This is a genomic window from Planomicrobium sp. CPCC 101079 (assembly GCF_007859275.1).
GTDB lineage: Bacteria > Bacillota > Bacilli > Bacillales_A > Planococcaceae > Planococcus.
Genome location: NZ_VOHC01000028.1, coordinates 14,677 through 37,866 on the forward strand (window position 1 = coordinate 14,677; position 23,190 = coordinate 37,866).

Consider the following 23,190-nt stretch of genomic DNA (forward strand, 5'->3'; position numbering starts at 1 on the left):
TTTCTTCTTGTCTAGACTTCAACGGCCAGGTTCTCGAGTCATAAGCCATCCTGGCTGTGCGGCAGAAAACGCCGCTTCGCCAGTCTGTCTTATGCCGGTCGAACCTGAACGGCCGTTTCCGCTTTTCTTCTTAAGATTCGTGACGGCGTGTGCGTCCTGGGCGTCCGCCGCCAGCGCTTCCGCTTTCGCGGCGTCTGCCTGCTGCACCTGAACCGCTGCGGCCTGATGATGGACGGCCAGCGTTTGCACCAGAACGGCTGCCTTTATAACCGCCACCTCCGCTGCGAGAACCGCTTCCGCCGCTCTTGCCTTTGTATCCGCCGCCTCCGCGAGAAGGCAGAGGACGTTCTTCAGAAATTTGAACTGGAGTATCTTCCGGTTCTTTCGTCATTGTTTTAAGGGCAGCTGCAATCAAATCAACAGCATCGAACTTCTCAAGCATTTCAGCCGCAAATGTACGGTAGTCGCCCAAGTTGTTTTTCTCTGTCATTTCTTGTAATTGTTCCATCGCAACGCGTTTTTGGCCTAGTACAGCTTCATCAGCAGTTGGAGGAATCAAAGCTTCCATTTTCTTCTTTGTCGTTCTTTCAACGATGCTCAAGTAGCCCATTTCACGTGGTGTTACAAACGTGACAGCGACTCCTTTTTTACCTGCACGGCCAGTACGGCCGATACGGTGAACATAGCTTTCAGGATCTTGTGGAATATCAAAGTTGTAAACGTGAGATACGCCTGAAATATCAAGTCCGCGAGCTGCTACGTCAGTTGCGACTAAAATGTCGACTTTACCTGCTTTGAATTGCTTCAATACAGACATACGTTTCGCTTGGCTCAAGTCGCCGTGAATTCCTTCAGCTACATAGCCGCGGATATTCAAAGCATGAGACAATTCATCAACGCGGCGTTTTGTGCGTCCGAAGACGATTGCAAGTTCCGGTTGTTGAACATTGATTAGACGTGAAAGGATATCGAATTTTTCGCGCTCTACCGATTTAACGAAGAACTGTTCGATGTTTTCAACAGTCATTTCTTTAGATTTGATTTTAACGATTTCTGGAGTCTTCATGAATTTCTCTGCAATGCGGCGGATTGCATCCGGCATAGTTGCTGAGAACAACAATGTTTGGCGAGTTTCTGGAACGCTTGACATGATTGTTTGAATATCTTCGATGAAGCCCATGTTCAACATTTCGTCCGCTTCGTCAAGGATCAATGTGTTTACATTGTCTAATTTAAGCGTACGGCGGTTGATATGATCCAAAAGACGTCCTGGTGTACCAACGATGATTTGTGGGCGGTTTTTAAGCGCACGGATTTGGCGGCCGATTTCTTGGCCTCCGTATACTGAAAGAATGCGCACATTTTTATCTTGGCCCAGTCTGTACAATTCTTCTGAAACCTGAATTGCTAGTTCGCGAGTTGGCGCAATGATCAATCCTTGGACATTGCCATCTTTAGTGTCGATTTTTTCAATCAACGGAATACCGAATGCAGTTGTTTTACCAGTACCAGTTTGTGCTTGCCCGATAATATCTTTGCCTTCCATACCTAGACGGATCGTGCCTTCTTGAATTGGTGTTGCTTCTTCAAACCCCATGCGTCTTACGGACTTTAAAGTTGTTTCGCTAAGATTTAACTCTGAAAATTTTACCAAATTTTTTCAATCTCCTTTTGTCTTCATCTGATTTACAAATGGTGTACATTTTAGATGAAATCGTGACAAAGTCGAGCCTTTATGAGGAACTTTCACGTCGAAAATCATACTCTGTAGTTTTAAGTCAGAGGGGATGTGTGAACAGGAAAAGCTCGGGCGTTGCCGAGCGGTCTGATCGGCGGGTGTTTGATGCCCTATGAGTAGAACAAACCGTTTTGCTCAAAAAAATACTCTTCACAGGGAAGAGTGTTTCAAAAATGTATCCATTGCTTTCATTAGAATAGCACGATTAGGAACCACATGCAATCAATACGCAAAGGTTCCAATAATCAGTTTACTCTTCCAGTTTTTTCATAAAGTCTAAAACTCGCTTAAACCAATCCTCGCAGTCGTCGCTGTAGCAGATCAAGTGCCTGCCGGTGGCCGAATGGATGACCAGCTTTTCTTCAGAAGCTATGTTGTCGTAGATGAATTCTGAAGCTGTCACCGGGACAATTCCGTCCTTCAGCCCATGGACGAGGCATACCGGAACATGGATGCTTTTGTAATAAGGGCTGACCAGCTTCACCACTTTAAGGAATTCGAATGTCGATAGCAAAGGCGTATGAAGCAATTTATATTGATAGTGCCAGAATATCTCATTCTCCGCTAATTTCCATTTGACAGCATCTGCCGCCATGCCTCTCACTTCTTGCATGATTTGGCCGACGCTTATGTACTTGGCCGCCGCGCTCAACAAGACCAGCTTGTCGATTTTATAGCGCATCGCCAAATACAGCGCAATTAAGCCGCCCATGGAAAACCCGACAATGATGATGCGGTCCGCCTCTTTTTTCAGCTCGCGGAGAGCCAGTTCCGCCTCCATGAGCCAGTGGTCCGCCGTCATTTTCTTTAATGCCAAGGTTTCCCCGTGGCCAGGAAGCGTCGGAATCTTAACAGCCCAATCCGTCTGCCTCTCAATAAACTCAGCAAACGGCTGCACCTCATAAGGCCCGCCCGTAAAACCATGTATGCATAAAACACCTGTCTTCAAGCGGCTCTCCCCTTTTCACTGTTTAGTAAAAGGTTCGATGACATGCTCAAGCGCCATGCCGCGGGATCCTTTTACAAGAATAATGGAATCCGCCGTAATATTGTCCTGAAGCAACGAAATGATCGGTTCGTAATCCGACTCGCTCCATAGAAGCTTGCCAGTATAAGAAGAAGCTAATTTTTCATGAAGCCACTTCATCCGCGGTCCGTAAAGGCAGACCCCCGCCAAATCGGAAGTAATGGATTTCCCAAGTGCTTCATGGTATTCCTGTTCCTTGTCGCCAAGTTCCAGCATATCGCCAAGAACCACCCATTTATCCTCTTTCATTGTCGTTTCGCGGATAAAATTCAGTGCTGCTTTCATCGATGAAGGCGCTGCATTATATGCGTCGTTGATGAACGTCGCTCCATTGGCAGCTGGAATGATCTGCATCCGCATATCTGTCAGCGCCGCGTCTTTCAATGACTTCCGGATGTCTTCTTCTGACAGGCCGGCTTCTAAAGCGACCAAAATCGCCGCCAACGTATTTTTCACTTGATGCTCTCCAAGAACCGGAATGCTAAAAGCTGCATCGATAATCCCGCTGACCATGAAACTGCTGCCGTTTTCTGTCGCTTTGATATCCGTCACCGTCAACTCATTGTCCTCACCAAAGCCGAATGACACAGCTTGAAGGAAATCTTCCACGTGCGGACGAAGCAGCGGTTCATCTCCGTCATAAAAGAGCTTGCCATGCGTTTCAAGCCCGGCTGTAATTTCAAATTTCGCCTGTGCGATGCCTTCCCGTGACCCAAGGTCCTGCATATGGGCTTCTCCAATATTGGTGATGATAGCATAATCCGGCCGAGCCAATTCTGATAGAAATTGAATTTGCCCGAATCCGCTCATGCCCATTTCCAATACTGCAAATTTCGTGTCGGCATCCAGCGACAAGATGGTAAGAGGCAATCCAAGTTCATTATTAAAATTGCCTTGCGTTTTTTGCACTTTGAAATAAGGCTTTAAGACGCTTGCCACCAAATCTTTCGTGGAGGTCTTGCCGTTTGAGCCGGTAATGCCAATGATTGTTGTCGACAATTCATCCCGGTACGCCCGTGCCATCTCCTGCAAAGCGGTCTCGCAATCTTCCACAAACAAGAGCGGTAAATCCTCCGGTGGGTTCGGCTCATCACGCTGCCATAAAGAAGCGGATGCCCCTGCTTCAATCGCCTGCCTTACATATTGGTGTCCGTTGACTTTTTCGCCGCGGAAAGGAATGAACAAATCTCCAGGTTGAAGCGTTCTCGTATTGATCGAGACTCCTGTAATTTCAATGCCTTTTAAATTCGTCTTAATACCAAGCCACTTGGCTACTTGCTCAATCTTTTTTTTCATTTGATTTCTCCACTCAATCTATTTTAACTTGCAGCTGCTGCTTTTCTTCAAAACGTTCAACGGCCAAATCAATCAATCGTTCGATTAAATCCGGGTACGCCAGTCCGGTATTTTCCCATAACAGCGGGAACATGCTGAATGGTGTAAATCCTGGCAGCGTATTTACTTCATTGATTAAAATTTCGTTTGCTGCTGTGACAAAGAAATCCGCACGCACAAGCCCCGAGCAATCCAGGATTTTAAAAGCTTTTTTGGCAGCCTCCACAAGTTCCGCATAAACAGCCTCATCAAGCTCTGCAGGAATAATCATGGCTGTGTTGCCATCTTTGTATTTCGCCTGGTAGTCATAAAACGCTTTTAACGGTTTGATTTCTCCGGCAACAGAACATTCCGGGACGTCGTTTCCAATAACGCCAATTTCAATTTCACGTGCCACTACACCTTGTTCGATAACAATCTTGCGGTCGAATTTCAATGCTTCTTGAACTGCCGCAACTAGCTCTTCTTTGTTGTCCGCTTTGCTGATGCCGACGCTGGACCCTAGATTCGCCGGTTTTACAAAGACCGGCCAGTTCAACTCGGCCTCCACTTTGCTGATCCAATGGTCTTGATTGGTTTGCCACTCATTTCTTATGAAATACACATAAGGAGTTTGTTTCAAACCTGCCTGATGGAATAATTGCTTCATGATTACTTTGTCCATGCCAGCGGCTGACGCTAAAACGCCGTTGCCGACATAGGGCAGGTTCAATACTTCAAGCAAACCTTGTACTGTGCCATCTTCGCCGTTCGGTCCGTGCAAAAGCGGGATGATGACATCCAGCCCTTTTTCCTGCTCTGCCGGAAGAAAGCCTGAGATGCTATTGGGATTGGAACTGCTGTCTGCCAGTTGAAGCTGCTTAATCGACTCTGCCGGCCCTTCAAGCAAACCGCCTTTGATCCATTCCCCTTCTTGCGTTATGTAGATTGGATATACTTCGTATTTATCGAAATTTAATGCTTGAGTCATAGCGTGGGCAGTTGATAGAGAGACTTCATGCTCTGCCGACTTGCCTCCATATAATAAACCAACTTGTTTTTTCATCAGGTAAACCTCCGCTTTATCGAGTTGCTAACACTGCTGTGCTTTTCTCTTTCAACTTCTGTTGCACATATTGCCTAGTTTATCATGAACCGGGAGCGACGACTAAATAAAACTAAGCCATGGTTCCCTTTTTTTCAACCACAAAAAAATAATACTCTAAGCAAGTATTATTTCCTAGTTTGATGGGTAATTCTTTTTTTATCTATAGATTAAAGAGGAGTTGAGCTTTGGTTTTGAAACACAGAGCCGCCGACTCTAAGCGGAGCAAGACGAAATGAAAAAGCCGCCGAGAGTTTCTCGACAGCTTGAAAAGCCACACATTATTATTTCCATTGCTTTGATTTGCGATCAAAAACGATTTTGCGGCTAATATCCTGTTTCGTATACTCTTGGATATTTGACCAGAATTCGTCCAAGAACGAAATCTCTTCAACCGGACGCACATGAAGTTCAATCGTATTTTTCGTTTTCTCCGGATCCGCTAATGAAATCAGGACACCTTCCCGATAATCTTGCCTTAAAGAGTTCAAGGTTTCAAGCGGCAGCTCAGGGATTAAATCTTTTGCTTTTCGGCGCCAGAAGTTCTGTCCGTTTTCTTCTCTTCTTATTAATTGGGTAAAATAATTTCCGACAAGTTCGTTCAGGCGATCCAAGTGGCGGAAATAAATTTTCGTCGTCTGCTCTTCTTCGCTCGACAAATAAACAAATTCATTTTGCAGAGTAGCATAGAACGGCGGGCGCACCGTTTCCTTTTTGTGGCCGATATATAGCAGCTCTGCTTGTTCTTGTGGCGTTAAAGAATTGAGCTGTTTTTCGCTTTTAAAATCGATCCAGCAAAACTCGCTTTTTTTATATGCCCGCGCTTTTCGCAGCTGAGCAAATTCTTCCTGTGAAACAAATTCCATATACGTATGCATATTGAAGGATGCATCCTCGTACGGATGTTTCAGAAGCAACAGGTTCTTTGGCATCTTCATAGCATCCAAAAAATGGGCGAAGGTAAGTCCGCTGAAAAGGGCAAACCGATCAGCTTCATTCAAGTAAACATATAAATGCTGTATATAATAATCCGCGCCTAGCGGTTTCTTCACCATGTTTTTCACTCCAGTCTTACTTATTATACGGCTAATTAAATAAAATATGAAACATCAAAGCACTGCCAGACGTCATTACTTTTGGAGCAGGCAAATTTTAGGGCAATACGTTATAATAAATACCGAATCTCAATAATAAAAAGTATAGGTGAACGCAAATGCAAACAAACAAAAGCTTCGCTGACCGCATCGATTGGTCGCTCGCTTTTATATTACTTCTATTTTTCGTCGTTAGTTTGATCGCGATTTCGTCTGCACAAACAACTGGCCAATATGGCGCTAACTTTGTGCCGAAACAAGCTATTTTTTATATCATCGCAAGCTGCATGATCGGCGTTCTTATGTATTTTGATCCTGATCAATACAAGAAAGCCGCGTATTATTTATATGGCTTCGGCATTCTTCTGCTAGTTCTCTTAATGCTTGCGCCAGCAGGACCAGGCCAGATTGGACAGCCTGTCAATGGTGCAAAAGCTTGGTTCCACTTGCCGTTTTTCAATCTTCAGCCGGCCGAATTCATGAAAACCTTCTATATTTTATCGTTGGCCAAAATGGCGTCTTCCCATCACGAAAAAAATCCAGTGAAAACACTGAAAACCGATTTTTATTTATTGGGTAAAATCGCCGTGCTGTTGCTCATCCCGTTGGTTTTCATCATGCAGCAGCCCGATCTCGGAACCGCATTGGTATTTATCGCTATTACGCTTGCACTGATTATCGTTTCCGGCATTTCCTGGAAAATCATTTTGCCAAGTTTTGGCGGTGTTGCAGCAATCGGCGGCCTCCTGCTTTGGATGACGCTGAACATGCAAGAGTTTTTAACGGACAAACTAGGGCTTCAACCGTATGCATTTGCCCGTATCTATACTTGGCTTGACCCTTACTCCTATGCGGACAACGAAGCCTATAACTTGATTGCCGCAATGAATGCAATCGGTTCGGGGGAAGTATTCGGCAAGGGCTATCAAGGCCGCCAAGTGTATGTGCCGGAAAACCATACGGATTTTATCTTTACCGTCATCTCTGAAGATTTCGGATTTATTGGTTCAAGTACCGTCATCATTCTCTTTTTCATGCTTATTTATCATTTGACCAAAATCACATTGCAATTGAAAGACACATTTAGCACATACGTATGTGCTGGCATTATCGCCATGATCACATTCCACGTATTCCAGAATATCGGCATGACTATCCAACTTTTGCCGATTACCGGAATCCCGCTACCGCTTATCAGTTACGGAGGCAGTTCATTGATCGGAAACATGCTCGCTCTCGGCATTGTCTTCAGCATGAAATTCCATCATAAAAACTACATGTTCGGCAACCATAAAGAAGATGAATAAAAAACTCCGACGCTTGACGTCGGAGTTTTTTATTGCTTATGACTGCGTTTGTGGAGATTGTGGCAAAGCGAGTGCTCTTAGGAGTTCAACGCGGGATTTTGTGATTTTTGCTTGGATTCCCAGTTTCGATAAATTTGAAACGATTTTGCGAATTTCTACGTCTTTCGCCATCCAGATCACCTCTTTATATTTTTCCATACTTTTATAACGATTCAAAACCTTAACGGTTTCATAAGCAAGAGGAAAACATTTGACTTTTTTGTGTCTATGTATATAATACCATGTTTTTTACGTATTAAACTTTTCATTTTGATGACAATGTAAATTCTTTTCGAACTATCTGCCTTCTTTGACAGCTTCGTGACGCCCTATCCCGAAATTCTTTCGGATTCAAACCCGTTGCTTCTGCATCGCTTCGCTAGCTTCGAAGCATGGAAGAACGCTGCATCGCTTCGCTGCTTCGTCGCAGACGCCCTATCCCGAAATTCTTTCGGGTTCAAACCCGTTGCTCCTGCTTCTGCATCGCTTCGCTAGCTTCGAAGCATGGAAGAGCGCTGCATCGCTTCGCTGCTTCGTCGCAGACGCCCTATCCCGAAATTCTTTCGGGTTCAAACCCGTTGCTCCTGCATCGCTTCGCTGCTTCGTCGCAGACGCCCTATCCCGAAATTCTTTCGGGATAGGGCGTTGTTGCTAGCTTGAAACAAGGGTAGAATGGGAGTTGAGCCTTTTTAGAAAGCAGGAATTTTTGCGATGAAGAAAATTATTTTGCTATTGATGTCGGTCCAGTTTTTTGTTTATTTGGGTTTTGGCATTATTATACCGGTATTGCCTGAAGTTGTTGTCCAACAGGGGTATGCAGATATCCATGTTGGCGGTTTGATTACAATTTATGCGCTCGCTTCCTTTTTCACTGCTCCGTTGTGGGGAGCGTTGTCTGACCGGACAGGCCGAAAAAAGTTGATTTTGATAGGTTTAGCGGGATTCAGCTTGAGCTTTTTCCTTTCTTCGCTATTCCTCGATCAATTGGTATTGCTGTATGCAACCCGGATTGTCGGCGGCTTCTTTTCAGGAGCTCTTTATACGGCAGTCACTGGTTTTGTAGCAGATATAACGACTGATGAAGAACGCAACAAGTACATGGGTCTGCTCGGCATGTCGATCGGCCTTGGATTCATCTTTGGACCGGCGATTGGAGGCTTGCTCGGCAGCATCTCCCTTGCGCTTCCGTTCACCGCTTCCGCCGTTCTAGTCCTGCTGTTGCTAATCTATAGTGCATTTTTCTTAAAAGAACCGGTACGGCGAGGCTCTTCCACCAAGCGGGAAATTATTCCGCGAGGCGGCCTTGCGCTTTGGCAGTACCGCATTCGATATCTGTTCTTATTTTCATTTATGGTAACGTTTTTGCTGGCCGGCCTGGAATCAACGTTCCAATTGTTTCAAATCGACCAGATTGAGATCACGCCGCTTCAGCTCGGCTACCTGTTTATTGCTAGCGGCTTGGTCGATGCCGCCATCCAAGGCGGCGTCGTCCGCCGAATAAAAAACGGACAGGAAACAAAATGGATTATCGGCGCTCAATTAGTGACCGCAGCAGGCTTGTTTCTTCTGCCATTTACCGAGAATTTGTTTTTTGCTGGCGCAGCGTTAAGCATCTTTACTGCAGGCAATGCCCTTGCCCGCACATCTTTAGTATCGCTGACTTCCAAAGAATCCGGCGGAAAATACGGGACGGCTGCCGGGATGACTTATTCCATGGACAATATGGGCCGCATTATCGGTCCTTTGTTTTTCACTTGGCTCCTTACCAGCCAGTCCGGCTCGGTTTACTTTTTATCCGGCGCTTTGGCCATCATCGCCATCTTATTGATTGTGCTTTATCAAAGTTCACCTAAAACGCTTCGCGACAGAGAAAAAGCAAGTGCCTCCATATGAGGCACTTGCTTTTTTATACGGCTATTAAATCGGTGTTCCGCCATTGATGTGAAGAATTTGTCCAGTCACATATGAAGAGTCGTCAGACGCCAGATAAACATATCCTGGCGCCAATTCGTCCGGTTGTCCTGCGCGGCCAAGCGGCGTTTCGGAGCCAAAGTCTTCCACGCCTTCTTCCTCAAACGTTGCCGGGATGAGCGGCGTCCAAATCGGCCCTGGAGCCACTGCATTCACGCGGATGCCTTCTTTTGCAAGAGAGCCCGAAAGCGCGCGTGTGAAAGCAACAATCGCGCCTTTTGTTGATGAATAATCGATTAGCGACGGTTCTCCTTGGAATGCGGTGATGGAAGTTGAGTTAACGATTGAAGCGCCTGGTTTCAAGTGGTCGAGGGCAGCTTTAGTCAGATGGAACATGCTGAATATGTTTGTGCGGAAGGTCCGCTCGAGCTGATCGGCCGAAATATCTTTCAATGATTTTTGAGGGTGTTGTTCGGCAGCATTGTTCACCAAGACATCGAGCTTGCCGAATTCATCAATCACTTTTTGGATCACTTCCTGGCAGAAAGCTTCATCGCCAATATCCCCTGGAATCAACAAACAACGACGCCCTTCTTGCTCGATAAACTTCTTCGTTTCTTCTGCGTCTTCATGCTCATTCAAATAAGAGACCGCAACATCTGCCCCTTCTTTGGCAAAAGCGACTGCAACGGCACGCCCTATGCCGCTGTCTCCGCCTGTTATTAACGCCGTCTTTCCTGGCAGGCGCTGTGCTTGCCCCGCGAGGTTTTTAGCAAAGTCGGGACGCGGGGTCATTTCTGTTTCGTGTCCTGGCTGGCTTTCTTGTTCTTGAGCAGGAATGTGTTCCGGTTTATCTTTCTCCATCTTCATCACCCTTTCCAAATTTGCATTGTCTTTGTCGATTTTCCCGTTATCTTCCAGCCTAAACCTGAAGTTTAGCTTAATAAGACAGAGCTGCCCTAAAAGTGGCTTATCCATTCCGGCGGACGTGTTCCACGGGCACGGCTTCAGCCGCTTACATTCGCAACAGCTGGTTTTAGAAAAATCCTAAAACCCGTGAAGAAAAAGCAATGCTTTTATCTACACGGGTTTTAATATTGGTACTTATTAGACAACCCGGCTGAAAGAGGTCTTATTGAAGCTCGGGCTGGCCCGGAGCTGGCCTGGCCAACTCGGGATAGGCTTCTTTCATCACCGATGGCCGCATCATGTAAAGGGTCAGCAGAATGAGGCATAAGCTGCTGCCCCAAACAACAAACTGCGCCGGGACCACGTCATATAATAGTCCGAACAACAAATAACCGACTGGCATCATTGCCATACACATGGAATCGAGAATGCCGAAAACGCGGCCCCGATATTTTTCGTCCACATCTTTTTGCATCATTACGCCTATAGGTGTGTTTACAAAAATATTGGATACGCCAAAGCTGAACATCAGGATTGCCAGATAACCTACGTTCATTCCATATGTCAAATTTAAAATTAACGGCATCGCCAACGCCCCTAACATAACTGACATTGCGAGAATTGCTCTTTTTGAAAAGAGCAGCGGGAATTTCACTTCCTTCCTTACGGCGAAGTAAATCGATGCCACTAACATGCCCGCCGCAATCGTCCCTTCAATAATGCCGAAATGCGCTGAACTGATATTCAATTGCTGAACGGCAATAAACGGCAAGCCGATCATCATGGCAGAAAAAAAGAAATTGATGCCAACAGCTGTTGTGACAATGACCATGATTACACGATTAGCCCTTAAATACACCGCCCCTTCTTTCATGCTCTTGACCATGGACTGCTGCCGTTCAGATCCCTCTTTCTCCCCAGCATTTGTGAATAGTTTAAAATTCATGGTGGATTCCAGTAAGACCGCTATGGCATAAGCTGCCATCTGGATGGCCAAAAAAACGTTCATGGAGACAAATCCAAAGAGCATGCCGCCAACAACCGGCCCGCCAATTGTGGCAATCGACATCGCCGATTGGTTAAAGCCCATCGCTTTCTGAATGCGCTCCGGGTCGATTAAGTTGGCAATTGACGAAGTGAATGTCACACTCGTGAACATGGAACTGGCTGAAACGACTGCGGTTGTTATATAGATAGCGCTTAGCGACAACCCAGAAGCCAAGCTGTAGATCAACAACCCGGCAACTGCCAGGACACTTGCCCCTTGCGACAAAATGACGAGCTTTTTCTTTGAGTAACTGTCTGCGGCATAGCCGGCAAAAGGTGCAATCAAGCTTCGCGGCAAGATGCTGCATATCAAATTGATGGCGAAGCTTGCAGCTGATCCAGTTAGCGACAACACATATAAACTGATGCCGAACGTATAGACACTGCTGCCAAATGTGGAAATAAGCTTGCTGATGGTGAACGTGTACAGGTGGAAAGTCGCTTTTCTTATTCTAGCGGCCTCGCTCATGGTTTCCATCCTCCAAAAATGTTTAATTTAATTAAACAAAATATAACACGAGAAAACTAGCAATGCAATAAAAAGTTTAATATAATTAAACTATATAAGAAAAGCAGGTGATAGATTGGCAACTTTAGGCGAACGCATCAAGAAATTACGCAAAGAAAAAGGCCTGACATTGCAGGCGCTTGCTGGCAAAGGATTAACAAAAGGCATGCTCAGTTTGATAGAAAACAATAAAGCAAACCCTTCAATGGAGAGTTTGTCGTATATAGCGGAACAGCTCGGTGTTAATAGAAATGAGCTATTAGAAGAAGTTTCGCCGAACGAAATGCGTGAGTTGCTTCATGAAGTTGAGGGGCTTTATAAAGCAGAACAAAAAGATCCAAAAAATAATTTCAAGCCTATTATCAACAAAATAGAACCTTATGAAAGAAAAATGCCTTACCGTTATGAATCGGCAAGGCTCCTTGAAATATATAGCCATTGCCTTTACTATGCCAAGTCAGATAGATGGCAGCCGTTTTTGGAACAAGCAGAGGAAATGTATGAAGGCTTGCATATGATAAACAAAACGGCCGATATCCATACGTTCCGCGCAACTATAAAATTCATGGAACACGATTACACCCAATCTTTAAGAATGCTTCAGCAATCCCGCCAATCTTTCGAAGAACGGGAAGCAGTGTTGGATTCGTTGAAAAAGCTGGATTTCGATTATTTGGAAGCAGTTTTATATTGTGCCGTTGGCGACGCAAACAGCGCGCTCCGCATAATGAAGGAGGCAGTAAATTACGCAAAAGAAAACAAAATCTTTTACAGAATCAATGATTTATATAGAGTGATGGGTTTCCAGGCAGTTTTGAACAACGACAAAGACAGCCGGGATTATTACGTACAAAAACTGCGCTTGTTTGCCGAGTTTTCGGAAGATGAAGAAATAGATATTACCCTTGATTTGCTTGAAGCTCATTACAGAAATTCTTTTACGCACGAATATCAGAAAGCTTATGATGTTATCGAAAAGTTTTTGGAAAAAGGTTCAACTATCGATGTCTCCCAATTTTATTTAGAAAAGGGCAAGGCACTTTACGGTATGGGGGAATTGGATAAAGCGCTTCATTGGTTTCAGCTCCATAAAGTTGCGGAATACCTCCACCACCCCTATGATTTATCGATGAATTACGAAAAAGACGCATATATGGCGTTGATTTACGAGAAACAAGGCAACCATGATCTTGCCGTAAAGCACGCAGAAATCGCGAAAGAAAACATTGAACCAATGCCGGATTTGCCGTATAAGAAATTCATCTTGGATGTCTATAAGCAAATTATGGATTAAAAAAACCGCCAATCGGCGGTTTTTTATGTTTTGACATAAGTTTGGTAGACTTCATGGAATTTCATGAGCGACTCCAAATCCTCTTCAAACTGTGGTTGGATACAGGAAATTTGAAACAAGCCACGCGTTTTCAAGTAGCCGCTGTTTGCATGCAGTTCAAAACCGGACAACTGGGCAGCTTGCAAAAAGCCGGTGACTTCCTCTTCCATCCGGAAACTCATAATAGTTGGAAAGCCATCTGAGAGGACTGGCCAGTTTTTTGTTTTTTTCTTCAGTAATTCTAAACGCTGTTCAAGCAGCAAGTACCGCTCGGGATAAGCTTGCAGCGCCTGGTTAAAGCTTTTCAGTAAACCGCCAGATAATGTAAATGGAATTTCATTGGCGTAAAGACCCAAGTCTACATAAGCAGGCAGGCCGTCATCCGGTTCAATTGAATGATGGGCAAAGACGATGGCCACCCCACTCATTGTGCCTACCGCTTTCCCGCTGGCCGCCGAAGCAAGCCAAACGTTCTCAAGCGAGAAAGGCACCGAGCCAAAGCTGCTGACACAGTCCAAACAGAGTTTTGTCTCTTGCTGTTTACAAAGTGCTGCGATTTCTTCAAAGTTGTTCAGTAAACCAGTCGACGTTTCCCCGTGCACCATCAGCAGCCAGCCGATCTTGCGGTTTTTAAAGGCCCCTTCTATCTTGCCGAGCGAAAAAGGTTCTCCCCAAGCTTCTTCCAGCACATCAAATTCAAGCTTCCAGCGTTTTGCTTGCTCTTTTAGCCGCCTGCCAAATTCTCCATTTACCAAGACAAGCCCTTTTGCCTTCAAGTTTGGCAATTGGGCAATCATTGCTTCATTTGCCAGCGTCCCGCTCCCGAACAAGAGGTGCGGCGTGGCTGACGCCATTTTTCGCAACCGTTCTTTTGTTTCTTCAAGAATCGTCTGAAAAGTTGCAGAGCGATGGGATACCGCTTCTTCGCCAAAAGGCGCGGCCAGCTTTCCACTCAACTGGACGGGTCCCGGGAAGAAGGTTTTCTTTCTTGTTTGAAGGCGTGCCGCTACCAACTGGCTGTACTGTTTGCGGGTCGTCACCATGGGAACAAAAACCGCCTCTCCCCTGCCGACAGGTTCCGCAAATGGGCGAAACCCCAACTGGCCGTAAAGCTTCAATTCCCGAGTCGTTCCTGAGATCACTGCGGAATCATATCCTTCTTCGCAGCAAAAATCCGACAAAGCGCGTGCCAACAAAAAGAAGACCCGGCCATTCCGATGCTTTTTCCGGACGGCAAGCAGCCGGATCTCGCATACTTTCCCAATATCGGGCAAATGCCCCTCTACTTTTCCAATCTTCGCGTCCAAGGAAAAAGGGCGTTCTGCACGAAGTGCGATCATTCCGACAAGCTCCGAATCGGACAAAACGATGACGTAGGTATTTTGTTCATGGAATGGATCTACCCGCAGTCCATCTGTATTTTCTTCATGCTGCGGTATTTCTTCAACAAAGGTTTCATAATTCAATTTAGCTATTGCTTTGAATTCAGCTTCTGTCCGGGCGATTTTACACCAATACAAGGCGAGCCCTCCTCTACCTCTTTTGAAAAACTTCTTCTATATCGTATAGACTCAAATCGATATCCAGAGGTTCCCCGATCGCCAGTTTAGCCAACTGCCAACCAAGATAAGGTCCGGCTGTAAGCCCGGAGGACCCCAACCCGTTTGCTGCATAGACATTTGGATGTTCCGGAACTTGGCCAATAAACGGCAGTGCGCTCGGAGTGGATGGGCGGAAACCTGTCCTTGCTCCCACCATTTCCGCTGCAGCTAAACCAGGAGCGGCGTCTAACGTTCTATTGAGGATATGGTAAACGCCACCTGCTGTCAGTTTCGCGTCAAATCCGGCGTCGTTTTCATGGGTTGCCCCTGCAATAACCCGCCCGTCTGAAAACGGCACGACATACAAACCGTTCGGCACCATCGCAACCGGCCACTCGCCTGTCTGGTGTCTTTCAACCTGCAAATGGAGAATTTGCGCTTTTTGAGGAACGATCTTAAGTTTTAAACCAAGCGGTTCGAACAATTCAGCAGCCCATGCCCCACCCGTTGAAACAACGCTGTCAGCTTGGAATTCATCTGTTTTTGTTTTAACGCCAATTACTTTAGGACCGTCCATCCAAAGTTGCGCAGTTCCATGGATCCGCTTCGCCCCTAGCCTGACAGCTGCGCCGATTAAAGCGTCGCGCACCGCACGGCCGTCCACCCGTGCTGCGCCGCTTACATAAAGAGAACCATATTTATCAGAAGCATAAGGAAACAGATGTTTCGTTTCTTCTGAAGATAGTCTGCGGATTTCCCCCATTTCAGGTGCGTCTTCCAGGCGCTCATACGCTTTTTGCTCCATTTTATCGAGCTTGCTCGCCTCATGGATGCTGACAATACCGACTTGTTTATAGCCCGTCTCTTTTTCGCCTTGGCTTTCAAGCTGGCGAATAAGCTCAGGATAATAAGCTGCGCCGCTCTTAGCAAGTCCATACCAAGCCATGTTTCTGCGCTGCGAAATCCATGGGCAGACAATCCCTGCTGCGACACCGGTTGCTTGGCCCTCATCCCCTCGGTCGATCAACGTTACTTGCGCACCTGCTTTTGCCGCATGAAAAGCGGCTGAAGCCCCCAAAATTCCTGCTCCAATAATAATGATTGATTTCATGTCGTCCACACCTATTTCCAAAAGTTTTATCCGTTTATCTTACCGCTAATTCAATCGATACTCAAACCCCTCTAACAGAAGTTGGCCATAACCAACTTCCGGTTTAGCGCCTTGGTGGAATAAAGACCTCCATCAAGTGAAGTTTCTCGGTAGAGAGCTGATTCAATATCCGTATTTGGGGTAAAGCATTATTAGAAAGAAGCGAGGAAAATGGAGGAGGACTCAGTATGGAAAGAAGCTCATCGACAGAAAGAGTATTGCCCGTCACTTCAGTGAAAGACGGTTCAGGCCGGGAAGTGATGCGTGATGTTTATTGTTTTACCACCCAAATTGTCAATGTTTATTTTATCGGAAATCCTGCAATCAGCAGTGATTGGGTATTGATCGACGCGGGTATGCCTGAGTCGGGAAGCAGGATATTGAAAGAGGCCGAAGATCGGTTTGGCCCGGACCATAAGCTGAAAGCGATCGTTTTAACACATGGCCATTTTGACCATGTAGGCGGAATTATCGATATACTTGCGAAGTTTCCGGTACCTGTCTATGCCCATCCCCTCGAGTTCCCATATTTGCAGGGGAAAAAAGATTACCCGGAACCAGATTCCACTGTGCAGGGCGGCCTTGTAGCCAAGATGTCAGCGGCGTTCCCAAAGCAAGCGATCAATATTTCCGAACACCTCAAGGAACTTCCCGCAAGCGGCAATATTCCAGAACTGCCTGGCTGGAAATGGCTTCACACACCAGGTCATTCAGAAGGCCATATTTCTCTATTCCGGTTTGAAGGACGGATCATTATCGCTGGCGACGCTTTTGTAACAGTGAAACAGGATTCGTTTTATAAAGTGCTTGTACAGAAAAAAGAAGTGTGCGGCCCGCCCGTCTATTTGACAACAGATTGGCAAAATGCCTGGGAATCGGTCATTAAAATAGCGAACTTGCGACCATCTATTGCGGCTACGGGGCACGGTAAACCGATGCGAGGCCCGAAAATGGCAGCGGGACTCGTAAAATTAGTCAACAATTTCCCTTATGTGGCAATGCCTGATTACGGTAGATTTGTTGACAATTCAAAATAACGCTTTGTGAAACAGCCCTTGGAAAGCCTATTTCTAAGGGTTTTCCCTTGAATTTTTTATCTATCCGAAAATATAAATAGAAAATTTCGTTAATTATATGTTTAAAGTGATAAAATCATGGGTATATAAATACCTCAGTCTCGGTTTTTTTAGATACTGAGGTATTAAGAATGGAGATGAACTGAAATGAGAAAAAAAGTACTTTTTGTTTCGGATCATGGAGATCCCTTAGCGAAGCTTGGCGGTAAACAAGCCGGCGGACAAAACAATTATGTGAAACAATTGGCATTGGCCTTAGAAAAAAGAGGATGGCAAGTAGATGTAGCAACACACTGGTGCGACGAGACAGCCCCTCGAATTGAGACATTCGGCAAATCATGCCGTGTTTATCGTATCAAAGCCGGCTATAAAGGCTTTGTATCAAAAAATGAAATGTACAAGATGCTCCCTGCTTTTTATAAAGAAATGAAACAAACATTGCCTCTAGAATCGTATGATTTAGTCCATACTCATTACTGGCTATCGGGACTGATCGGTAAAAAACTGAAAGAAGAGTTTGGTCTGCCGTTTATCTATACATCACATTCTTTGGGATGGGCGAAAGAAAAAGCGACAGGCATTCGGGATGAACGCCGTATGGCAGCTGAAGCAACCATTCTCCAATCTGCGGATCAAATTTTAGCGACAACCAAAAGCGAGAAACAGCTTATCCAGGAAAATGTCGCCTCTCCTTCTCCCATCAAAGTAATCCCCATCGGGGTTGACCAAGCATTCAAGGTGCGCGGAAACCGTAAACACTTAAGAAGAAAATTGGGTTACGAAAGCCCATTGTTTGTATTTGCCGGACGTTTGGAAGAAACAAAAGGCATTTATACATTGCTGAATGCATTCCAGTTGTTAGTGGCTAAAGGAGACAAAGCTTACAACCCGCGCTTGTTGATTGCCGGCGGCGATGAAGAAGCTATCGATTCGGCAACGCGTATGCCTCTTGATGAAAGTTTATGCTATGCTTTAAAAGGAATTGAAGATAAAGTGGAATTTCTTGGGCCGAAATCACAGGATGAACTGGCAACATTATTCAATGCGGCAACGGCCACTATTGTTCCGAGCTTCTATGAATCGTTTGGTATGGTTGCGGCAGAAGCACAGGCATGCGGAAGCCCTGTCATCGCGTCTGATGTCGGCGGATTGAAAAACGTGGTGCGTGATGGCGTCACCGGACTGCTTGTTGAAACAAAGAACGAAGTAGATTTGGCCATTGCAATGGAAGTCCTCGCTGTGAATACATTGCTTGCTGAGCGCTTAAGCCGGCAAGCCATCGATGTGGCAAACCAAGAATTCCAGTGGACATCTATTTCCAAAAAAATAGACGCTATGTATGGGGTGATCATTGATGAACGGAGCAACACATTTATTGGTAACCGACCTGGACAAAACCTTCGTCGGGGATAGGGAAGCTTTAAAAGAACTATTGACGTTCTTTGAGGAACAGCCCTATCACATTAACTTGGTGTACAATACCGGCCGCCATTTCGGGTCGCTGCAAAAACTGAGAGAAGCGGAAAACCTGCCTGCCCCCGACATTGCCGTTACGGATGTCGGTACAGAAATCCGCATCAAGAACGGTGAAGAGTATGTAATGGATGAGGACTGGGACGCCCGCATGACTGAAAACTGGCGACCTGAAGAAATTGAGGAAATTGCTTCTCGGTTTTCAGGATTGACAAAACAACCAGTCACCGGGAAAAACCGTTCTTCTTATTACGTAACCGATGATGAGACAGCAGCTGAATTCGGCAGACAATTGAGCGATGCAGGAATACAGCATAAATTCATCTACAGCGGCAGCAAATACGTGGATATCTTGCCTATCCACGGCGGCAAAGGCCAAGCGCTCCGTTATCTAGTAGAAAAATACAACCTCCAAGACGCTAAATTGCTGGCTTCTGGAGACTCTGGAAATGACACGGAAATGCTGACACAAGGCTTCCCTTCTGTCATTGTCGGAAATGCACACCCTGAATTGCTGGCTGTGCCGGAAGATCCGACAATTTACCGTGCATCACGTGGATTTGCCGGAGGCATTTTAGAGGGCTGGCAGTATTTCCATTCAAAATAAACTTGAAATCCTAAAGGCTGTTCGCTGAAAAGCGATTGGCCCTTGGGATTTTTTTCTGTGCCAAAGCTGCAATCAGGGTAATCATTTGTTTTTTTATGTATTTCGTTTATATTTAGTAGACAGGCACTTTCAAGATCTGGGGTTCCGCTCCATTTCTCTCAGTACATACAAGTTGCTATTTTGTCTACGAACAGGAGGAAATTGAGATGAGTAAAGTCTCGAATCTGCACAAAGAGTCCATGGTCATGTTAAAAGAAACAAGCCGGACTTTTTTCATCCCAATCAGTTTTTTGGAACCTACCCTAAAAAAAACTGTCGCATCCGCCTATCTTTGCATGCGGGCGATTGATGAAATCGAAGACCATCCAGAACTGGACGACAAAGCAAAAAAGACCTTACTGCTAACAATCAGCGAAATGCTAAAAACTTCGTTTGATCCAAACGAATACAAAGCGCTGCTACAGCCTTATGAGCATATGTTGCCTCAAGTCAGCCTTCGCTTATACGATTGGATTAGCTTATGCCCGACTGAAATTGCCGATAAAGTAAAAGCTTCTACCGCAGAAATGGCAGAAGGAATGGCAAAATGGGTGGAAAAAGGCTGGAACATTCAGTCACGGGAAGAACTGGATGATTACACTTACTATGTAGCTGGACTTGTCGGTACAATGCTTTCCGATTTATGGAAGTGGCATGACAATACAGAAACCGATCCTGAGCTTGCTATTGCGTTTGGCCGTGGATTGCAAGCCGTCAATATGCTTCGGAATTATGATGAAGATTTGGAACGCGGTGTCAGTTTTGTGCCAAAAGGCTGGAACCGGGAAGATATGTACAATTACGCAAACGAAAACCTTTCACAAGCCCAGCTTTACGTGAAATCCATTAAAAACAAACGGATTCTCATGTTCTGCAAAGTTCCTCTAGCGTTGGCCCATAGCACATTAAAAGCATTAAAATCAGGTAAAGAAAAAATGAGCCGCCAAGAAGTTGAAGGCATCGTCGAGCAATTAAAGCAAGAAGAAAATATTAACGAATAATTTAAGCGCACTCCTCCATAAGGCGAGTGCGCTTTATTTTTATTGCTGTTTAACAAAATAGGATAAGTTGCTTACTTAAAATGACAATATTCTTCTTCCTTTTGCGCAATTAGTCTATAATTAAACCAGAATCAAATTTTTGAGATAAGGGGAATACCTATGACATTATCCATTATCGGCATCCTCACGGCAGTCATTTTTGTCTTAAATATCTTTCTTGCCGCAGCACTCGTCTTTTTAGAACGCCGTGACGCCTCTTCAACATGGGCATGGATACTAGTCTTATTTTTCATTCCAATTTTCGGTTTCTTCTTTTATCTTTTGCTTGGAAGACGACTTCGAAGAAAGACCCTTTTCAAGTGGGAAGGCCGCAAAAAAGTAGGAATTGAAAACTTGATTGCCCATCAAATGAATTCTTTGCACGATAACGACTTTCATTTTCGTGATGATAACGCGAAATCCTATAAAGAACTGGTTTATTTGCTGTTGCGAAACAACGGGGCAGTCTTGACACAAGACAATTCTGTGCAAATTTTCAACGACGGACGCGAAAAGTTTGATTCGCTGATCGCCGATATCCATAATGCCAAACACCATATTCACATCCAATACTACATCTTCCGCTTGGACCAGCTTGGCAATCGGATAATGGATGCCTTGACCGAAAAGGCAAAACAAGGGGTCAGAGTTCGCTTGTTGTATGATGATATGGGTTCCCGCCGGCTCAGCAAGCGAAAATTCAAAGAATTTATCAACGCCGGAGGAGAAGTGGAAGTGTTTTTCCCAGCTATCTGGCCAATCATCAATCCGCGGCTTAACTATCGGAACCACAGGAAAATTGTGGTTATCGATGGCCGGGTCGGCTATATCGGCGGCTTTAATGTCGGAGAAGAATATATCGGGCTCAGCCGGAAGTTCGGCTATTGGCGGGACACTCATCTGAAACTCCAGGGAAGTGCGCTGCACCCGCTACAGACACGGTTTATCCTCGATTGGAATCAGGCCTCTGCCCGAAACGACATTGAATACGATGATGATTATTTTCCGGCGATTCCCGAAAAAGGCGAAACGTCAATCCAAATCGTATCAAGCGGACCGGATGAAGAATGGGAACAAATCAAGGATGGTTATTTGAAGCTGATCAACCTGGCCGAAAAGTCCATCTATATTCAAACGCCTTATTTCATCCCGGACGCCAGTTTCTACGACGCGATCCGAATTGCAGCTTTATCAGGAATCGATGTCCGCATCATGATCCCGAACAAGCCGGACCATCCATTCGTCTATTGGGCCACTTATTCCTATGCAGGCCAGATGCTGCGGGCTGGCGCAAGGGTATTCATTTACAACAATGGCTTTCTACATACGAAAATGATTGTTGTCGACGGCAAGGCATCTACAGTTGGTACAGCTAATATTGATGTTCGGAGTTTTAAATTGAATTTCGAAGTCAATGCGTTCATGTACGACGAAAAAGTTTCTAGCGAGCTGACTGAATTGTTCCATCATGACATGGAATTATCCACCGAATTGACATACGAAAAATATTACGGCCGGACGCGCATGATCAAGACTAAAGAGTCGATTGCCCGGTTATTGACGCCAATTTTATAAACAAAAAAAGAGTCCCGGATGTTATAATTCCGGGACTCTTTTTTCAATGCATTTATGGAATTTTTTTTAAATTTACACGCCTAAATATTGTTCCAGCGTGATGCCATTTTTGTGAATTTCAGTTGCGGCTTTTTTTCCGACGTAGCGGAAATGCCAAGACTCATGCATATAGCCTGTAATGCTTTCGCTTCCTTCTGGATAGCGCAAGATAAAGCCGTAGTTGTGCGCATTTTCTGCTAGCCATTTTCCGCCTTTGGTCTCTCCGAATGAAGCTGAAGCCCAGTGCTGTTCTTGCCCTGCTTCACCAATGTCAAAAGCGAGTCCAGTTTGGTGCTCTGAATAACCCGGCCGCGCGCTGTAGCGGTCCGCCGCTTCTTGTCCATCTTTTGCCACATAGCCGTTATATAGCTCCTTTTGGCGGCTAAAATCACGGTACGTGCTGAACGCGACCAAGTCAATCTCTTCTTGGAGCGCCTTTTCTCTCATTTTTTCAAATGCCGCACGTGCTTCTTTCCCTTCACCTGGCGCGTAAGTTTCTGGCAGTGGATGCTGTTTGTTTGCCAGTAAAATACCATTAATCACTGTTGGTTCTTTAGGAAGTTTGACTGCTTCTGAATACACGGCAGCATCCTTTGCCTGCTCTTGCTCTTTCGGCTCTGATTCAGAAGCCGGCTTCTCTTGCGTTTCCGTTTCTTCCGGCTGTCCTTGTGGTTCTTCTTGTTTTGGGTCCTCAGTTTGTTCTGGTGCTTCGGTTTCTTCCACAGGTTCATCCCCTTCCGGCTTCCCTTCTGCAGGGCTTTGTGAAGTCTGCACTTCGTTTTTTGCGGCACCGTCTATGTTGGCTGGACTATCTATGGTCTTCAAATAAAACCATGCGGCGGCAGCTGCGACTACTAATATGGATCCAATGATCAAAGACCATTTTATAAAAGGGTTCTTTGTTTTTTGTTTTGGTGTATAACGCGATGGCATAATTTTCCTTCTTTCCCTTAACTTCTTTGCTATTTTACCATATGGCGGGTCCAAACCTCCTCCCGGAGGCAAGAAGCACTCGCTATACTTAAAAAGACTTTATAAATGGATTTAAAGTTGCAATGGCGGACAAGCACCCAAAGCTTTTTTTAATTTCCAAACGCTCTTCTGGCATTATACCCACCCTTAAACCCATATACCAGCTTTTTTATAATTCTCTCTTTTGGTTTCACTTTCCCAATGTGATTCGGCTACACCAAACGATACGACGAGTTTAACGAAAAAAAGCTGATAATAATTAAATAAATGCCTTATTACCCCCAAAACACGTTCTTTTTATACGAATAAATGTGTAGAAACGTTACAAGGAGATGAGCATAATGAA

At 45.2% G+C, this 23,190-nt stretch carries 19 protein-coding genes; 8 read left to right on the top strand and 11 right to left on the bottom strand.

Annotation, left to right across the window (positions count from 1 at the left end; all coding sequences use genetic code 11):
* Positions 1-130: 130 nt before the first annotated feature.
* The 5 genes from cshA to FQV28_RS12225 all read right to left on the bottom strand — a co-directional run bounded on the left by cshA (position 131) and on the right by FQV28_RS12225 (position 6,239).
* Complete coding sequence (gene cshA / locus FQV28_RS12205; protein WP_146496777.1) at positions 131-1,654, bottom strand: degradosome RNA helicase CshA; 1,524 nt, start codon at positions 1,652-1,654, stop codon at positions 131-133.
* Positions 1,655-1,988: 334 nt separating this feature from the next.
* Positions 1,989-2,687, bottom strand: coding sequence for an alpha/beta hydrolase (locus tag FQV28_RS12210; RefSeq protein WP_146496778.1), 699 nt, complete (start codon positions 2,685-2,687; stop codon positions 1,989-1,991).
* Positions 2,688-2,702: 15 nt separating this feature from the next.
* The gene (locus FQV28_RS12215; protein WP_146496779.1) at positions 2,703-4,061 is read right to left on the bottom strand and encodes a UDP-N-acetylmuramoyl-tripeptide--D-alanyl-D-alanine ligase; all 1,359 of its coding nucleotides are present in this window, start codon (positions 4,059-4,061) and stop codon (positions 2,703-2,705) included.
* Between the two features lie 13 nt (positions 4,062-4,074).
* Entirely contained in the window at positions 4,075-5,145 is a 1,071-nt protein-coding gene (locus tag FQV28_RS12220; protein WP_146496780.1) for a D-alanine--D-alanine ligase, read from the bottom strand.
* Between the two features lie 323 nt (positions 5,146-5,468).
* Positions 5,469-6,239: a hypothetical protein gene (locus FQV28_RS12225; RefSeq protein ID WP_146496781.1), complete on the bottom strand. Its 771-nt coding sequence runs from the start codon at positions 6,237-6,239 to the stop codon at positions 5,469-5,471.
* 158 nt (positions 6,240-6,397) lie between these two features.
* Between FQV28_RS12225 and FQV28_RS12230 the strand changes: the two genes are divergently transcribed.
* Entirely contained in the window at positions 6,398-7,585 is a 1,188-nt protein-coding gene (locus tag FQV28_RS12230) for an FtsW/RodA/SpoVE family cell cycle protein (RefSeq protein WP_146496782.1), read from the top strand.
* A 36-nt stretch (positions 7,586-7,621) separates the two neighbouring features.
* Here FQV28_RS12230 and FQV28_RS19565 read toward each other — a convergent pair whose 3' ends face one another.
* A complete protein-coding gene (locus FQV28_RS19565; protein WP_255472929.1) occupies positions 7,622-7,756 on the bottom strand; it encodes an Lmo0850 family protein in 135 nt (44 codons plus the stop codon).
* Between the two features lie 579 nt (positions 7,757-8,335).
* Between FQV28_RS19565 and FQV28_RS12235 the strand changes: the two genes are divergently transcribed.
* The gene (locus FQV28_RS12235; protein WP_146496783.1) at positions 8,336-9,517 is read left to right on the top strand and encodes an MFS transporter; all 1,182 of its coding nucleotides are present in this window, start codon (positions 8,336-8,338) and stop codon (positions 9,515-9,517) included.
* A 24-nt stretch (positions 9,518-9,541) separates the two neighbouring features.
* Here FQV28_RS12235 and FQV28_RS12240 read toward each other — a convergent pair whose 3' ends face one another.
* Together FQV28_RS12240 and FQV28_RS12245 are read right to left on the bottom strand one after the other, a co-directional pair.
* Complete coding sequence (locus tag FQV28_RS12240) at positions 9,542-10,399, bottom strand: SDR family oxidoreductase (RefSeq protein WP_146496784.1); 858 nt, start codon at positions 10,397-10,399, stop codon at positions 9,542-9,544.
* 268 nt (positions 10,400-10,667) lie between these two features.
* The gene (locus FQV28_RS12245) at positions 10,668-11,960 is read right to left on the bottom strand and encodes an MFS transporter (protein ID WP_146496785.1); all 1,293 of its coding nucleotides are present in this window, start codon (positions 11,958-11,960) and stop codon (positions 10,668-10,670) included.
* Between the two features lie 115 nt (positions 11,961-12,075).
* Between FQV28_RS12245 and FQV28_RS12250 the strand changes: the two genes are divergently transcribed.
* Positions 12,076-13,293, top strand: coding sequence for a helix-turn-helix domain-containing protein (locus FQV28_RS12250; protein ID WP_146496786.1), 1,218 nt, complete (start codon positions 12,076-12,078; stop codon positions 13,291-13,293).
* Between the two features lie 23 nt (positions 13,294-13,316).
* On the opposite strand, the gene FQV28_RS12255 is transcribed toward FQV28_RS12250, so the two are convergent.
* A complete protein-coding gene (locus FQV28_RS12255; RefSeq protein ID WP_146496787.1) occupies positions 13,317-14,852 on the bottom strand; it encodes an aminotransferase class V-fold PLP-dependent enzyme in 1,536 nt (511 codons plus the stop codon).
* 13 nt (positions 14,853-14,865) lie between these two features.
* Positions 14,866-15,984 (bottom strand): NAD(P)/FAD-dependent oxidoreductase, encoded by a 1,119-nt coding sequence (locus FQV28_RS12260; RefSeq protein WP_146496788.1) that lies wholly within the window; start codon positions 15,982-15,984, stop codon positions 14,866-14,868.
* Positions 15,985-16,211: 227 nt separating this feature from the next.
* Here FQV28_RS12260 and FQV28_RS12265 point away from each other — a divergent pair, with 227 nt between their 5' ends.
* From FQV28_RS12265 to cls, 5 genes are all read left to right on the top strand, one after another.
* Entirely contained in the window at positions 16,212-17,060 is an 849-nt protein-coding gene (locus FQV28_RS12265) for an MBL fold metallo-hydrolase (RefSeq protein ID WP_146496789.1), read from the top strand.
* Between the two features lie 186 nt (positions 17,061-17,246).
* Positions 17,247-18,512: a glycosyltransferase gene (locus tag FQV28_RS12270; RefSeq protein ID WP_146496790.1), complete on the top strand. Its 1,266-nt coding sequence runs from the start codon at positions 17,247-17,249 to the stop codon at positions 18,510-18,512.
* Positions 18,454-19,179 (top strand): HAD-IIB family hydrolase, encoded by a 726-nt coding sequence (locus tag FQV28_RS12275; protein ID WP_146496791.1) that lies wholly within the window; start codon positions 18,454-18,456, stop codon positions 19,177-19,179. Before FQV28_RS12270 ends, FQV28_RS12275 begins: the two co-directional genes overlap by 59 nt.
* A 206-nt stretch (positions 19,180-19,385) precedes the next feature.
* Positions 19,386-20,219 (top strand): squalene/phytoene synthase family protein, encoded by an 834-nt coding sequence (locus FQV28_RS12280; RefSeq protein ID WP_146496792.1) that lies wholly within the window; start codon positions 19,386-19,388, stop codon positions 20,217-20,219.
* A 159-nt stretch (positions 20,220-20,378) separates the two neighbouring features.
* A complete protein-coding gene (cls, locus tag FQV28_RS12285; protein WP_146496793.1) occupies positions 20,379-21,833 on the top strand; it encodes a cardiolipin synthase in 1,455 nt (484 codons plus the stop codon).
* 72 nt (positions 21,834-21,905) lie between these two features.
* On the opposite strand, the gene FQV28_RS12290 is transcribed toward cls, so the two are convergent.
* Positions 21,906-22,805, bottom strand: coding sequence for a D-alanyl-D-alanine carboxypeptidase family protein (locus FQV28_RS12290; RefSeq protein WP_146496794.1), 900 nt, complete (start codon positions 22,803-22,805; stop codon positions 21,906-21,908).
* Positions 22,806-23,190 lie beyond the last annotated feature (385 nt).

Excerpts from the sequence above, each read along its gene's own strand:
- FQV28_RS12215 (WP_146496779.1), bottom strand. The coding sequence starts at position 4,061 with ATGAAAAAAAAGATTGAGCAAGTAGCCAAGTGGCTTGGTATTAAGACG.
- FQV28_RS12220 (WP_146496780.1), bottom strand. The coding sequence starts at position 5,145 with ATGAAAAAACAAGTTGGTTTATTATATGGAGGCAAGTCGGCAGAGCAT.
- FQV28_RS12225 (WP_146496781.1), bottom strand. The coding sequence starts at position 6,239 with ATGGTGAAGAAACCGCTAGGCGCGGATTATTATATACAGCATTTATAT.
- FQV28_RS12230 (WP_146496782.1), top strand. The coding sequence starts at position 6,398 with ATGCAAACAAACAAAAGCTTCGCTGACCGCATCGATTGGTCGCTCGCT.
- FQV28_RS19565 (WP_255472929.1), bottom strand. The coding sequence starts at position 7,756 with ATGGCGAAAGACGTAGAAATTCGCAAAATCGTTTCAAATTTATCGAAA.
- FQV28_RS12235 (WP_146496783.1), top strand. The coding sequence starts at position 8,336 with ATGAAGAAAATTATTTTGCTATTGATGTCGGTCCAGTTTTTTGTTTAT.
- FQV28_RS12240 (WP_146496784.1), bottom strand. The coding sequence starts at position 10,399 with ATGGAGAAAGATAAACCGGAACACATTCCTGCTCAAGAACAAGAAAGC.
- FQV28_RS12245 (WP_146496785.1), bottom strand. The coding sequence starts at position 11,960 with ATGAGCGAGGCCGCTAGAATAAGAAAAGCGACTTTCCACCTGTACACG.
- FQV28_RS12260 (WP_146496788.1), bottom strand. The coding sequence starts at position 15,984 with ATGAAATCAATCATTATTATTGGAGCAGGAATTTTGGGGGCTTCAGCC.
- FQV28_RS12265 (WP_146496789.1), top strand. The coding sequence starts at position 16,212 with ATGGAAAGAAGCTCATCGACAGAAAGAGTATTGCCCGTCACTTCAGTG.
- FQV28_RS12270 (WP_146496790.1), top strand. The coding sequence starts at position 17,247 with ATGAGAAAAAAAGTACTTTTTGTTTCGGATCATGGAGATCCCTTAGCG.
- FQV28_RS12275 (WP_146496791.1), top strand. The coding sequence starts at position 18,454 with ATGAACGGAGCAACACATTTATTGGTAACCGACCTGGACAAAACCTTC.
- FQV28_RS12280 (WP_146496792.1), top strand. The coding sequence starts at position 19,386 with ATGAGTAAAGTCTCGAATCTGCACAAAGAGTCCATGGTCATGTTAAAA.
- cls (WP_146496793.1), top strand. The coding sequence starts at position 20,379 with ATGACATTATCCATTATCGGCATCCTCACGGCAGTCATTTTTGTCTTA.
- FQV28_RS12290 (WP_146496794.1), bottom strand. The coding sequence starts at position 22,805 with ATGCCATCGCGTTATACACCAAAACAAAAAACAAAGAACCCTTTTATA.